The sequence below is a fragment of the Azospirillum agricola genome (assembly GCF_020005195.1).
Taxonomy (GTDB): Bacteria; Pseudomonadota; Alphaproteobacteria; order Azospirillales; family Azospirillaceae; genus Azospirillum; species Azospirillum agricola.
Window position 1 is genome coordinate 1,061,762 of the sequence record NZ_JAIFZR010000004.1, and the last position, 13,741, is coordinate 1,075,502.

At 71.5% G+C, this 13,741-nt stretch carries 12 protein-coding genes; 7 read left to right on the forward strand and 5 right to left on the reverse strand.

Features of this window, described 5'->3' with window-relative positions:
- Window positions 1-149: 149 nt before the first annotated feature.
- Both JN22_RS13385 and JN22_RS13390 read right to left on the reverse strand, forming a co-directional pair.
- Window positions 150-854 (reverse strand): formylglycine-generating enzyme family protein, encoded by a 705-nt coding sequence (locus JN22_RS13385; RefSeq protein WP_143268284.1) that lies wholly within the window; start codon window positions 852-854, stop codon window positions 150-152.
- A 321-nt stretch (window positions 855-1,175) separates the two neighbouring features.
- Window positions 1,176-1,331, reverse strand: coding sequence for a hypothetical protein (locus JN22_RS13390; protein ID WP_179166148.1), 156 nt, complete (start codon window positions 1,329-1,331; stop codon window positions 1,176-1,178).
- Here JN22_RS13390 and JN22_RS13395 point away from each other — a divergent pair.
- The 7 genes from JN22_RS13395 to JN22_RS13425 all read left to right on the forward strand — a co-directional run bounded on the left by JN22_RS13395 (window position 1,312) and on the right by JN22_RS13425 (window position 10,724).
- Window positions 1,312-3,339 (forward strand): vWA domain-containing protein, encoded by a 2,028-nt coding sequence (locus JN22_RS13395; RefSeq protein ID WP_143268285.1) that lies wholly within the window; start codon window positions 1,312-1,314, stop codon window positions 3,337-3,339. The two genes, JN22_RS13390 and JN22_RS13395, sit on opposite strands and share 20 nt — an antisense overlap.
- A 76-nt stretch (window positions 3,340-3,415) precedes the next feature.
- Entirely contained in the window at window positions 3,416-4,153 is a 738-nt protein-coding gene (locus JN22_RS13400; protein WP_211099647.1) for an ABC transporter ATP-binding protein, read from the forward strand.
- On the forward strand, window positions 4,150-6,045 hold the full coding sequence (locus tag JN22_RS13405; protein WP_085554380.1) for an FtsX-like permease family protein: 1,896 nt from the start codon (window positions 4,150-4,152) through the stop codon (window positions 6,043-6,045). The genes JN22_RS13400 and JN22_RS13405 overlap by 4 nt, the downstream gene beginning before the upstream one ends.
- 3 nt (window positions 6,046-6,048) lie before the next feature.
- Entirely contained in the window at window positions 6,049-7,947 is a 1,899-nt protein-coding gene (locus JN22_RS13410; protein ID WP_085554381.1) for a formylglycine-generating enzyme family protein, read from the forward strand.
- Between the two features lie 28 nt (window positions 7,948-7,975).
- Complete coding sequence (locus JN22_RS13415) at window positions 7,976-8,620, forward strand: hypothetical protein (RefSeq protein ID WP_143268286.1); 645 nt, start codon at window positions 7,976-7,978, stop codon at window positions 8,618-8,620.
- A gap of 48 nt (window positions 8,621-8,668) precedes the next feature.
- Entirely contained in the window at window positions 8,669-9,202 is a 534-nt protein-coding gene (locus tag JN22_RS13420) for a hypothetical protein (RefSeq protein ID WP_085554383.1), read from the forward strand.
- Between the two features lie 7 nt (window positions 9,203-9,209).
- Window positions 9,210-10,724: a S41 family peptidase gene (locus tag JN22_RS13425; protein ID WP_085554384.1), complete on the forward strand. Its 1,515-nt coding sequence runs from the start codon at window positions 9,210-9,212 to the stop codon at window positions 10,722-10,724.
- 6 nt (window positions 10,725-10,730) lie between these two features.
- On the opposite strand, the gene JN22_RS13430 is transcribed toward JN22_RS13425, so the two are convergent.
- Genes JN22_RS13430 through JN22_RS13440 form a run of 3 tightly spaced genes read right to left on the reverse strand, consistent with a single transcriptional unit; the run spans window position 10,731 to window position 12,185 of the window.
- On the reverse strand, window positions 10,731-11,300 hold the full coding sequence (locus JN22_RS13430) for a hypothetical protein (protein ID WP_085554385.1): 570 nt from the start codon (window positions 11,298-11,300) through the stop codon (window positions 10,731-10,733).
- Between the two features lie 34 nt (window positions 11,301-11,334).
- Entirely contained in the window at window positions 11,335-11,694 is a 360-nt protein-coding gene (locus JN22_RS13435) for a hypothetical protein (RefSeq protein ID WP_143268287.1), read from the reverse strand.
- 8 nt (window positions 11,695-11,702) lie between these two features.
- Complete coding sequence (locus JN22_RS13440; RefSeq protein WP_179166149.1) at window positions 11,703-12,185, reverse strand: EndoU domain-containing protein; 483 nt, start codon at window positions 12,183-12,185, stop codon at window positions 11,703-11,705.
- Between the last annotated feature and the right edge of the window lie 1,556 nt (window positions 12,186-13,741).

The following is a 13,741-nucleotide window of genomic DNA, read 5'->3' on the forward strand; positions in this document are numbered from 1 at the left end:
GGCCGACGCAATCCTCCGGCGGCATCGGCCGGGCGAGGCCACGGAGCGCGGCGATGGCGCCCTCGATGTGCGCGGGGGTGTCGACGGCGACGATCGGGAACGCGGGCGGGACGGCCAGGACCGAGGAGGCCGGCGTCACGATTCCGGCGTCACGCCTGCGGCTGGCCGTCGAAGACGCGCAGTTCCCAGAAGTTGGAGGTCAGGCGGTCGTTGGCGTTCAGCGGGACGTCGCGCGGACCGCCGCCCAGCTGATGGCTGCGCTGGTCCCGGACCAGGAAGATCGGCTCCGGCCATGCAACCTTCAGCGTCAGCTTCCTGTCGGCGAACTGGTATCGCCCCGCGGCCACGCAGGACCGCCACTCGCCGACCGTGACCTCGTAGACCCCGATGGCGAAGGGCGCCTTGGGGTGGGCGGCGCGGTCCGGTGGCACGTCGATGGTTCGGAGCGGCGGGCATGCCGCGCAATCGGCGAAGGCTCCCGCCGGAAGCGGACGGAGCGGCGTTTCGTCGAAGCGGCCGAAAATCAGCAGGGCGGCCGCGACGACGGCGGCGGCCACCACGGTCGCGGCGGCCATGTTCACCCTCGCGCGGCGTGACGACGCCCCCGTCACCAGGCCGCCGGCAAGCGCGCGCCAAAGGGAGAGAAACCACCGGCGCGGCCTGGGTACCGGACGCGCCGGCGTGTCCTGTGCGATTCGGCTTGCGGGAGAGGTCCAGGCGAAGGCCGCGTCGGGCGCCTCGCCCGGACGCAGCGCGCCCTCACGCCTTGCCGCCCGCGCCGTGGCGATGGCCGAGCGGTAGAGGTCGATCACCCTCTCCGCGTCGGGAGCGTTCGCGTCGTTCTGATCCGGCATGAGCCGCGGTTCCGCGTTGATCGGGACGATCCGGATCCGGCCCCATGCCTGCCGCAAGACCCAGGAACCGGATACGCCTGGACATGAAAAAAATTCAGAATTTCCCCGAGTTCAAGCCCTCATTCCCACGCTCCCCGCTTACGCAAAACATTGCATCATTCAAAATCATGCAAATGTATTCATTGAATTTTTATAGAGGACGAAAACATATCTTGACTTGAATATCGGGCTCGGCAAGATGGTTTTTGTGTATTTTCCAGGGAAATGTTATCAAATAAGCGTGCGAACATTGAGGTAAATAGAAATCTCAAACGAATTCAGTCAGTTCCAGATTGGGGAGCACGACTCGATGGCCGGCGCGGGCTTACGGAACAGGCTGTCCCTTTTCGCCTTCTTGGGAATGGTGGCGGCGTTCATCGGCGCGTTTCCGGTTTCCGGGCGCGCCGCGACCGACACCATGGCCGCGACCGACACCATGATGGTCTGTTCGCAGGGGCAGGCGGTCTGCCGCAATCGGGGCAGCGACCTGCCGGCCCGTGTTCTGATCCGTCCGCTGACGACGGTCTACGAATCACCGAGCCGGGACGCGAAGGTCATCCGCGGCAACCTGCCCCCGTTCAATCCCTGGTTCGTGTTCGACCGCCGCGGGGTCGACCTGAACGACCCGATCCACCCCAAGGGTTGGTATCGGATCGGCGACACCGTCCGGGACAGCTTCGGCTGGATCGAGGCCGGCAACGCCATCGAGTGGCCGCACGCCCTGATCGTCAGCTACACCCACCCCGGCGACAACCTGATGGATCCCCGCACGCCGGTCCTGATGTTCGACAGCCTGGACCGGGTGCGGGCGGTGATGAGCGCGCCGGACCGGGCGCGGACGGTGACCCGCCTCATCCAGGCGGTCGACGCGGCCGAGACGAGGCTGGAGGAGAAGTACGGGCTGGTGATGGTGGAACCAAAGCGGTTCATCAACATCGAGAGCAACTTCTACATTCTGCCCGTCATCGCCTTCGAATCCTTCCAGGCCGCCGAGCGGAGCGCGCGCTACCTGAGGCTCGCCGCCGCGATTCCGCAAACCGACCTGAACACCGGACGCCTCGCGCCGGGCACCGATCTCGACGACCTGCTGCACGACGCCCTGATGCCGGAAAGCACGGCGGGCACGGCGGCGGACACCCTCAACGTCGACGTCAAGTTCGTCCTCGACATGACGGGCAGCATGCAGCCCTATCTCGACGGGGCGAAGGCCGCGGTCGCCAGCATGATCCGGGCGCTGGCGAAAGATCAGCACGCGACCATGCGCTTCGGGCTGGTCGGCTTCACCGACGTGCCGCAGGAGTGCGGCGGCTGCCGCTTCACGACGGTGAAGAACTGGACCGCCACCGGGCTGTTCGACGCCGAGACGCTGGTGCTGACGCTCGACACCGACCCCCAGGCCCAGGCGGCCGATGGCGGCGATCTGCCGGAGACGCTGTTCGAAGGGATGCTCGAGGCGGTGAACTCGCGGTGGAGCGAGAACGCGGTGCGTATGATCCTGCTGCTCGGCGACGCCAGCGGCAACCAGCAGGGAACCGCGAAGAACCGCGACGTCAACGCCCAGGTGGTCCGGTCGCAGGCCGACACGGGGCGGGTTTTCGTCAACGCCCTGCACATCAAGCCGGTCGGCCAGGAGGCCGATCATCCGATCGCCGAAGCCCAGTTCAAGGCCATGGCGCAGAATCCGGGGCCGGCCATGCCGTCCTACGCCAGCGTGTCGCTGAATCCGCGCGACCCCGCGGCCAACCGGGCGGCCATCGCCGACGAGGTGCAGGCGATCGTCTCCCTGTGGAAGGACGAGATCGAAAAGGTGCGCCGGGGGGATGTGTCGGTGCTGCGCCGGCCGGTCATGCCGGCTGCCGGGGGAACCGGGGCGGGAACTGGGGCGGGAATTGGGGCGAACGATCCGGGCATCCGGGACCGTGGCCTCGAAAGCTTCGCCGCCGCCCTGGTCGCCTATCTCGGCGACGCCGCGTCCCCGCCCACCGACCTGACCGGCTGGGCGGTCGACATCGACATGGCCGATCCGTCGCGCAAGGCGCTGGAGGTCCGCCTGCTGGTCGAGAAAAAGGATCTGGAGGACCTGACCAACGCCATCGAACGCGTGGTCACGGCGCTGCGCCGGTCGAAGATGAAGGACTCCGACTTCTTCCAGGAACTGCAGGGGATCGTCACCCGCAGCGTGATGGCGACCGAGGAGACGGTGGATTCCAGCCTGCTGCCGCGCTGGATCGATTCCCTGCCCTACCGCACCGGGGCGCAGCGGCTGACGCCCCGCCGCTACGCCAGCATGTCGGTCGACGACAAGGTGAACATGGAGCGGGAGCTCGACGGGAAGCTGCGGATCTACAAGGGCCTGATCCGCAACGACGCGGTCTGGCACAAGCTCTCGCCGAGGCACAGCGACCTGGAAGCCGTCTACGCCATCCCCCTGACCGATCTGCCGTAAACACGCCAAGGGATTCGCCGTGCACATCCTGGACACTCCGGAGCCTGCGGCCCGAACGCGATCGCCGGCCGCCGCCTTGACCCTGCGGAGACTGGTCAAGCGTCTCGGGACCGGACGGTCGACAACGGCGTTCGAACTCCATGTCCCGCAGTTCGACGCCCACCGCGGCGAGTTCGTCGCCATCGTCGGCGAGAGCGGCTGCGGAAAGAGCACGCTGCTCGACATCCTGGCGCTGGTGTCGCGCCCGACCGCGTCCGACGCCTTCACCCTCGGCGATCCGCCCTGCGACCTGCGGCGGATCTGGGGCGCGCAGGACCATGGCAGGCTGGCCCGCCTGCGCGCCGCCCGGTTCGGCTATGTCCTTCAGACCGGCGGCCTGCTGCCCTTTCTGACGGTGGAGGACAACATCCTGCTGCCGCTGCGCATCCTGGGCCTGCCGCCCGACCGCGCGCGGGTGAGGGAGATGGCCGCGCGCTTCGGCATCGACCGCGAACTCGCCAAGATGCCGCAGACGCTGTCGGGCGGCGAACGCCAGCGCGCGGCCATCCTGCGCGCTCTCGTCCACGGCCCGGCCATCTTCCTGGCCGACGAGCCGACCGCGGCGGTCGACCGCGCGCGCGCCGTCCGGATCGTCGCCGACATCGAAGGGCTCGCCCGCGCATCGGGCACCACCGTCGTCATGGTGACCCACGACATCGAGCTGGTGCGCGGCCGGGCGGACCGGATCTACGGCTTCACGGTGGACGCGGGCGGCGACGGCGTCGTCCGCTCGCGCTGCGCCCGCGTCGAAGCCCCGGCGGACCGGCCGTCATGACCGGCGCGGCCGGCATCGGCACCCTGACGCCGCGCGGCAAGCGCGCGTGGCTGCTCGGCCCGGCCCTGGCGCTGGCCGACCTGCGCCATGAATGGGTCCTCACGGCCTGCATGACGCTGGCGGTCGCCGCGGTGATGACGCCCATCCTGCTGCTGCTCGGCCTGAAGCACGGCACGGTGGAGGCCTACCGCACCCGCCTGGTCCAGGATCCGGCGTTCCGCGGGCTGGAGCCTCTCCGCAGCCGCGAGTACGACGCCCGGTGGTTCGAACGGATGGCGCAACGCCCGGACGTCGCCTACGTCGTCCCCAACATCCTGCGCGGGGCCTCCAGCGTGCTGCTCGGCCGGCCGGGCCTGGAGCGGCAGGAGTTCGTCGACCTGCTGCCGACCACGGCGAACGACCCGCTGATCGCCGCCAACGGCGCCCGCCCGCCCGCCGAGGGCGAAGGCGTGCTGAGCTTCGCGGCGGCGGAAAAGCTGAGGGCGGCGGCCGGCGACGTCCTGGAGATGGTGATCGAGCGGCGGGCGGGCGAGACGGTCCGCGCCGCCCTGACGGTGGCCGGCGTGCTCGACCCGCGGGCCGACCCGATCGAGCGGCTCTACGTTCCCTTCGCCCTCGCCGAGGACATCGAGACCTTCCGCGAGGGCAAGGCGGTTCCGCAGCGCGGCTGGACGGGCACGACGCCCGTCCCCTACCCCAGCTTCGACCGCGCCTACCTCCTGCTGCCCGCTCCGCTGAGCCCGGCCGACGAGGCGCGGCTGACGCTGGGCACCGGCTTCACCGAGGGCGGGCGCATCGACAGGGCGGAACTGGCGGCCGAGCTGGGGCTGACGGTGCCGGCGACCGAAGCGGTCTACCGGCTGCGGGTCGCGGCGGGGGCGGTGCAGCGGAGCAGCCTCGGCACCGTCGCCGACCAGCTGCGCGGACGCGGTGCGCTGATCCTGCCCCAGGCCGACGGCGCGGCGGAGATCACGGCGACCTCCGCCGCCGGATCGCACCGGCACCCGGTCGCCGTGGTGGGCCTGTCGCCCGACCCCGAACCGGCGGAACGCGCCGGCCTGCCGGCCACGCCATGGCCGGCCTTCTCCAGCCGCAACGCGGAGGTGTCCTTCCCATCCATCGCCCAGGCCCTGGTCCCGTCGGGGCTCGACATCGGCGACGCCGGGACCGTCGAGCTGCGGTTCGGCAACCTGTCGGCCGGCGGGTCGGCCGGCGTGCCGCTGCGCGTCGCCGGCCGCATCGACGGCGACCGCCTGATCGTGCCGGCCGATCTGCTCGGCATGCTGCGCACCGGCGTCGACCGGCGGGTCGTCTACGACCCGGAGCGGCGCGGCCTCGTCCTCGCCAAGGCGGGCAACCGGGGCTTCCGCCTCTACGCCGCGACGATCGACGACGTCGAGCCCCTCCACCGTGCCCTGCTGGAGGAGGGCATCGACACCGTGGCTCAGCTCGGCGAGATCCGGAAGGTGGCGATGCTGGACCGCGGTCTGACCCGGCTGTTCTGGCTGGTGGCCGTCGTCGGCATCGCCGGCGGCATCGCGGCCATGGTGTCCAGCCTCTACGCCTCGGTCCAGCGCAAGCGCAAGGACCTGGGCATGATGCGCCTGATGGGGATGCGGCAGGGAGCGATGTTCTGCTTCCCGATGTGCCAGGGCGTCGGCATCGCCGGCATGGGCGCCGCGCTGGCGCTGGGGGCCTTCCTCGCCCTGGCCCGCGTCATCAACACCAGCTTCACCCTGGGCCTTCCGCCCGGCAGCAGCCTTTGCCACCTTCCGGCCGGGCATCTGGCGCTCGCGTCCGTGATCACCGTCACCGTCGCCGCGGCGAGTTCGTTCGTCGCCGGCCTGTTCGCGATCCGGATCGATCCGGCCGTCGCGCTTCGGGAGGCCTGAGCCATGACCGTCCGCGCCGCCCTGGGTGTCCTGGCCTGCCTGGCCGCGGCGGGGTTCGGGCGCCCCCTGCATGCCGCCCCCGCTTCGCAGCCGGCGGCGGCGGCGGCGGAAACGCTGGCGTGCCGGCCAGCCGATGGCGGCGACCGGATGATGTTCGATCCGTGCCCCTCGACCGTTCCCTCGAAGACGGAGCTGCATCTGCCGATGCCGGGCGGGCGGCTGGAGCTGGTGTTCCGTCGCGTCGAGGTGCCGGGCGCGCATTTCTGGTGCGACCGCGGCCGTCTCGTCACGATGGGGAACGGCAGCGGAAACGACCCGTTCGCGCCGGTGCAGAAGGTGCCGGTGGCCGGCGCCTTTCCGCCCGGCGAGGGAGCGGAGAACTGGTTCTACTATCTCGGCAAGTACGAGCTGACGCTGGGTCAGGCCGCCGCGATCGCCGGAGACGGCGACATCGACGCCGGCCTGCGGTCCATCCTGGCCGGCCTGGACGCCGCCCGGGGCCAGCCGGAGGCGCGGCAACTCGCCGGATGGACGCGGGAGCAGCTCGCCGCCAACCGGACGCTGGCGCTGTCCCATCCGGCGCGCGGCCTGTCGCTGTCCGAGGTCCAGCAGCTCTTCGAGCGCTACAACAGCTGGTGCTACGCCGACCGGGCCTGCCTGACCGTCATCGCCAACGCCGCGACGCTGGACGGCGCCCCCGGCTTCCTGCGCCTGCCCACGGAGATCGAGTGGGAGCACGCGGCGCGCGGCGGGCTGCCGGCGCTGCGCGACCGCAGCTATTCCCGGAGCCAGCCGTACCAGCAGCCGGCCGACTTCCACCGCTACGCCGTCTCCCGCTCCGAGGAGGGCGCCCCCGTGGCCGACGACGATCTGGTGACCGGGGTGCGGCGCATCGGCGGCGACCGCCTGCCCTCCCCCGGCGGTTTCTTCGACATCCTGGGCAACGTCCAGGAGCTCTCGGCCGGCATGTTCCTGACCGAGATGAGCCAGGGCAAGGCCGGGGGGATCACCGCGCGCGGCGGGAGCTGGCAGAACGACAGCAGCCTGCTGACCTACGCGCTGCGGTCGGAGTTCCGCCCCTACGCGTGGCTGCCGCCGGCCAATCCCTCCGGCGTGTCCCTGGGGGAACCCTCGGGCCTGCCGACCTTCGCCGGACCGGGACGGGATCCGTTCACCGGCATCCGGCCGGTGGTCGGCTCGGTCAACAAGCCGACCACCCGGTTCGTGCGTACGGTGGAGAGCCTGGCGGCCGAAACCGCGACCAGGGGCTGCCGCGACGTCACGCCGCTCGGCCTGTCGGTGCGCAGCCTCCAGGCGGTGGCGGAGGAGGCGCTCCGCTCCTCCGCCAACACGCCGCCCCGCAGCGACCGGGCGAACGCGCTGGTGGCGGAGGTCGAGCAGAAGCTGGCCGCCGCCCATCGCCGCATCGCCGAGGAGAACAAGCAGCTCTGCCGCATGCTGATGCGGGCGGGAAGCAGCGTGGCCGACAACCAGATCCGCTTCCTGCTGGAAGCGCTCTATTTCGAGACGGCCGCGACGGAGCTGGAGGCGTCCATCCGTTCGGGCGCCGTCACGCTCGACGATCACGCGCGGGAAACCCTCGACACCATGGGGCGGCGCAACGGCCAGAGCCTCCGGGATTTCGAGACGGAGTTCACCGTCTACGAGGACGTCGTCCGGCAACTGGCCGCCGTCAGCGACCGGGACGCCGCCTGCATCAACGACGCCCATGACGATGCGGCGGCGTATTTCGCGTCGAAAGGCATCTCGGACCCCATCAAGACCCATTCCCTGCGGGCGACCCGGCAGCACGCGCTTTCCATCATCGGCGGAAGCCTTTCGCCGGACGATTGGCGCGATCAGTTCATGAATCTCGCTCGGGAATACAGGGAAACACACTGAACGGCTTCACCGAACAGGGAGAGGCACAATGGTGAGATCAAGGCTTTGCATCGCCGCCGTCGTCGCGTTGTCGCTGACGGCGTGCCAGACCAGCGACCGGACCCAGACCCTGGTCGAGGCCGGCGCGATCGGCACTGCGATCGGCGGCGGCATCGGGCTGCTGGCGGGCGGGGGGGACGGCGCCGCCATCGGCGCGGCGGTGGGCCTCGGCCTGGGCGTGCTGATCGGCAACCTGGTCGCCGACGAGAAGCAGGCCTACGTCGACACCGAGGAGATGATCAAGGCGGAAACCACCCTCGCCCGGCAGCGCCACGCCGCGATCAAGGACTACAACGGCCGGCTGAAGGCGGAGATCGCGCGCCTGGACAAGGAGATCCGCAAGCAGAAGCGCGACGCCGCGCAGGGCCGCGTGATCCTCGCCTCGCAGCGGGACCTGAGCGCGAAGACCGAGCGCGAGCACCAGGCGGCGCTGCAACAGGTCGAGGAGTTGGGCAAAAAGCTGGCCGGAAGCAAGGCGCTGCTGGCGAAGGCCCAGGCCGAGAAGGGCAGGAACGCCGCCGAACTGAGCGCGTGGCAGGGGGAGATGCGCCAACTGGACAAGCAGGAGGCCGAGCTGAAGAAGCTGCTCCAGGCCTATTCCGCCCGGGTTCGCAGCGTCGGCAGCCGGGGGTGAGCCGGCCTCGGCCCATTGATTTGCGAATTGTCTTGCGGGAGGGTCGCGATGGCGCGGATGGGCGTTCGGATCGCCGTGGCGGGGCTTGCCCTGCTGACGGCGGGGTGTGTCTCCAACGATCCCCGCCGCGGCGGGTTCGTCGGCGGCGTGGCGGGCCTGTGGTCCGGCCAATATGACGAGAACGTCGCCGCCCAGCGGGCGGAGTTGCAGCAGGCCCGGGAGGGGGAGGGGGAGGAGCAGCGGGCCTCCCTGTCGCTCGCGCAGGACCGGGACCGCCACGCCGGGGAGAAGGCGAGGTTGACGCGCGAGGCGACGGCGCTCGACCGCGACCTCGCGGCGTTGCGCCGGCGGATCCGCGGCCTACAGGACCGTGCGGCGGTCAACGCGGCGCAGGCGTCGGAGCTCGACCGCCAGATCGCGGCGCTCCAGGAGTGGATCGCCGCCGTCCAGGCCGACCCGGCGCTCGACCCGGCGGAGCGCAGCCGCCAGCTGGACGAGTCGAAGCGGAAGATCGCCGGCCTGCGGGCGCAGGCCGAAGCCTACGAGCGGGCGATGAAGCCACGCTCCGCTCCGACATCCTGAGCGCGGGATGGCCGCCCTGACCGGCGTCCGGAACCCGCGCCCGGACGACGGAGACCGGAGACGACGGCGCTCGCTGGGCGCGGTCGTCGGCGCGCTTCTTCTTGGCGTCCTCGGCCCGGCCCCGCCGGCCGGCGCCGAATCCCGGCCGGCGGAGGTGCGCGCCCTCCTGGAGGAGCATTACGTCCACTCCCCGCCCCCACACGGCCAGGACGGCCTCGACCGGGGCATCGCGGCGGCGCTGGCGGCGATCGATCCGCTGATCGCCATCTCCGACGGGACGGTCCGGCCGGAGGAGGAGCGGGCGGAGCGTCGGGCGGTCTCCCTTGGCGTCACGCTGGTCGAGGACCGCCGCGGCCTGCTTCTGGTGCCGCGCCGCGCCGCGATCCGTCGCCTGCCGGAAGCGGCGCGCCTGCTGGCGGTCGGCGGCACCCCGGTGCGGTCGATGGGCGAGGCGGTGAAGCGGCTGGGCGATCCACGGCTGCGCGGTCCGGTGGAGTTCACGCTGCGGCGGGACGACGAGCGGGAGGGGGCGCCGTTCCGCGTCGCCCTGCCGCCGGTTTCCAGCCAGCCGGGACCGGCGCTGGAAAGCTGGACGGCCGGTGACGCCATCGTCATCCGCATCCACGCCTTTGTCGTCGGCGAGACGGAATGGCAGGTGGCCGAGGCGATCCGGCGGGCACCGGGGAAGCGGGTGGTTCTCGACCTGCGCTACTGCCCCGGCGGCAACCCCTTTTCGGCCTTCGCGGTCGCCGGCCTGTTCTTCCCGGCGGGCGACACGCTCGGCCATCTGGAAACCCGCGACGGCGATGGCGCCATCATCGCCGCACAGGATCCGGGGGCGCCGGCCGCCGGGCTGCGCACGCCGGTGACCGTGCTGGTCGGCGCGGCGACGGCGAGCGCGGCGGAGATCGCGGCCCTGCTGCTCGCGTCCGGCGGACGGGCGGCGGTGGTCGGGGAAACCACCTTCGGCAAATGCGTGATCCTGCGGCGCTTCGACCTCGCCACCGGCGGCGACCTGTCGCTGCCGGTCGCCGAGGTGACCGGCCGCAACCGCGAGCGCTGCCACCACGCCGGCATCACCCCGACGCACGCGGCGCCCCCGGAGCGCCGCCACGCCGACTCGCTGATCGCCGACCTGCCGGCCATCCTCGCCGGACTCCCTCGCGACCCGGTGCCGGAACCAATCCCGGCCGAGGCGGCCCCGGTCGGAGCACCGCCCGAAAGCGGCGCCAGGCGCACGGCCGGGAACGGGATGGCGATCGGCTTCGGGGCCTTCGGCAGGGACGGCAACGCCCGGACCCGGCAGGAGCAGGTGCGCGCGGCGCTGCTGGCGGTGGGGGAGAGGCGCGAGGTGCGCATCGTTCCGGCGCCGGGCGGCGGGACTCCCGGCCGTTCCGCCCTGCGGCAGGTCGTGATCGAGGGCTTCGCCGACGCGGCCGAGGCGGATGCCCTGTGCAGCCGGCTTTCCGGCGTGTGGCCGCGCGGAACGGTCTTCGAATGCCGCCGGCTGGGCCGCCGCTGAGTCCCGCTATTCGTCGCCGGCCCGGCCGTATTGGCGGCTCTCGCGCCAGCGCCAGCGCTGGATGCCGAGGACGCTGATGGTCAGGACCGTCGCGAAGAGCAGCATGACCCCGTAGACCAGCAGCGCGAGTTGCAGTGCGATGATGATCTTCCAGCCCGCCGCCAGATGGGGATCGAACAGGCTGGCGCTGCCCGGCGACAGCAGCAGAACGCCGGTGCTGAGGATCAGCGTCGCCCAGTTCACCACCGCGGTCCAGGACAGCTTGAACAGCACGGCGTCGAAGTTCACCGACGCGGACGGCACCTCCGTCGCAAGATAGTCGGCGAAATCGGCGTCGGACAGGCGGACCGCCATGGTCACGGCGGTGAGGCAGGCGCCGAGGCCGATGCCGGCAAGGGCCAGCACCTGTTCGGTGAAGCGCGCGACCGGCACATTGTGCCCGACCAGATCCGCCGTCAGCACGCCGTACCCGTACAGGAACCCGACGGCCACGGCCACGATCAGCTCCGACGTCACCAGCCGCGTCACATTCCGGCCGAGGATCTCGCGCACGTAGATGTAGAGAAGGTAGAGCATGATCGGGTGACCTTCCGCCGGACAAAGGGGGGAATCATGGCCGCTGCTTAACAGAGACATTCTTCAGATCAATGATGATATCCATCATCTCATCAAACGACAGCGCAAATATCGGTTCATCTTCGAATAGATTTCCAACAACTATTTTATTTTTATATATATCCGTATAATACATATCGCCACTGTATTGTGATTTTTCTTTCAATCCATTCTCGACAGAGCACATTTCCGACGAAATAATCTTGATAGCCATACCGTTGTTTAGATCTGTTTTTATATAGAGAGAAAGATCGGCAAAATTATCCCGAGATTTTTCCGTTGGGTACAGAACGAGTCTTCCCGCGTCGTCGACGCCGATGTTCACAAGGTCGCTGTGTCGTTTTTCCGTGGGCATCGTGAAACCTATGTCTTGAACGGCGTCTCGGAAATGGGGAAGGCGGTTCCTATCACGCCGTCACGGATATGGCCGCCTATGGTGAAACCATGACCGGACGGGCCTTCGAAGTAGGATGTTCCATTCCAGTGGGTCGGGTTGTCGAGGGCATGACGGACGGCATTCATGATCTCCTGATGCGACATCCGGTCGGGAAACATGGTCGTCCCCTTGGAACCGGCGCCGGGAGCCGAGGCATGAGTGTAGACGATCCTGTACACGCCGTTCCTGTCGGGCGCCTCGCGCGACACGGTTGTGATGTCGCGTGGCACCACGCCGTTGGGAGCGTGGTGGAATCCGACGAGCCGGTTGCCTTCGCCTCTTACTTCCGCGTGCTGGATATGGTGCCCCAGCGCGGGTGTCAGTGGAATTCCACGGAAGAAGGAAGCGATGTCCGCCGGAAGGGGCGTTGCCGTTCCATCCCGCACCGATGTCCCGGAGGCCAGGGGCACCCTGCCCAATCCGGGCGAACCGCCGCCCCGCGGCGGCGGCGGCTCACCTCCCCCCGGCGGGCGTGGCCCGCCTCCGCCGGCCGCCGGCGGCGGGACGGCCGGGGGCGCCGTCGTCGCATGGCCGACACCGGGGCCGACACCGGGGCCGGTCGTGCCGCCCGGACGGCGCGGCCCATCGGTGGCGTGCACCGGAGAGGCCATGCCGGACGGCGGCCGTGCCCGCCCCGGACGTGTCGCGGAAACGCCGGCGGTGGTTTGCGGGCGCGGGCCGGGCGCGGTGGCCAGACGGGGATGGGGAAGCGGGCGGGTGACCAGCGCCGCCCGACGCTCCGGGGCGGGAGCATTGACCATCCGGGTCGCGACCGCTCGTGGGGCGGACAGGCGGGCCGAGGCGGGCGGGCGGACAGGCGCCTGCCGGCCCCCTCCTGGAGGAGGCGGCATCGGCCGGGTCTGCCGGACCCGTGGCGCGGTGGAGCCACGGCTGGCCGGCGGTCGAAGCGGCAATGTCCGGGATCGTGGGGGCGGTGCCTGCGCCGGCCGGGCAACCGGCCGCGCCTGGGCGCGGGTCCGCCGTGGCCGCGGCGCCAGGGTTCGGGTCGCGCGCGGTGGAATCACGCGTGGCCGGGCGACTCCCGGCTGGCGGGTGGGCGGAGGGCGGTCGAGGATCGCCCGCGTGGCCGGTGGCCGGGCCCGCTGCGCCATGGCCGGCCTCGGCTGCGACGGCGCGGGGAGACGCCGGCCCGGCGGGCGCGGCGTGCGAGCCGGTGGCACGCGGGGGGGACGGACGCGGGTCGGGCGGGTCGCCGCCGCCGGACGGCGGGCGGCGGGACGCAGCACGGCCGGCCGCTGCCCAGTCCCCCGTGCCTGGCGCGCGCGCGGCGGAGCCTGACGCGCACCGGCTCCCCGCGTGGCCGCCGGCCGCACCGCCGCCCGGGGAGGACGCGCCGCCGACGGCCGTGACGCGCGGCGTGGCGCGGCGGCTTGCGGTGGACGCGCCGTCCGGCCCCGTCGCGGCGCAACCGGGTTGGAACGGACCACGGCCCGGCGGGCCTGGGCGGGTTTGGCCGTCGCCGGGCGCGGACGGTCCGCCCGCAGGCTGGCCGGCGGGCGGACCGTCCGGGTGGCCGCCCGGCGCGTTTGCGAGGGAAGGATCCTCGCCGGCCGGCCGGCCGGCGGGCGGGCATGGGGCGGACGGACACGCCCACGCTGCGCCGTCGGCCCCGTCGGTCGCTGCCGTGTGGAGCCCGGCCTTATGGCTCTGGGCCGCAAGACGCTGGGCCGGGCCGGACGCGGCCGGCGCGCCGCTGGACGGGCGGGCGGGCGGGCCGTTCTGACCGAAGGGCGCTGCGTGGCGCGCACCCGGCTGTCATCGACCCGGCGGACGGCGGGCGGACGGGGTGGCCGCGCCGCCACCGGACGGCTGCGCGACGGACGGACGGACCGTGCCCGGACCGGGCGGGCAGCCGTCCCGCCCGGCGGGCGGGGGTGCGGCCGAACCGCCGCCGGACGGCGGGCGGCGGGTGGCCGGGGCTGGCGCGGCCGGTTCGCCGTCCGGG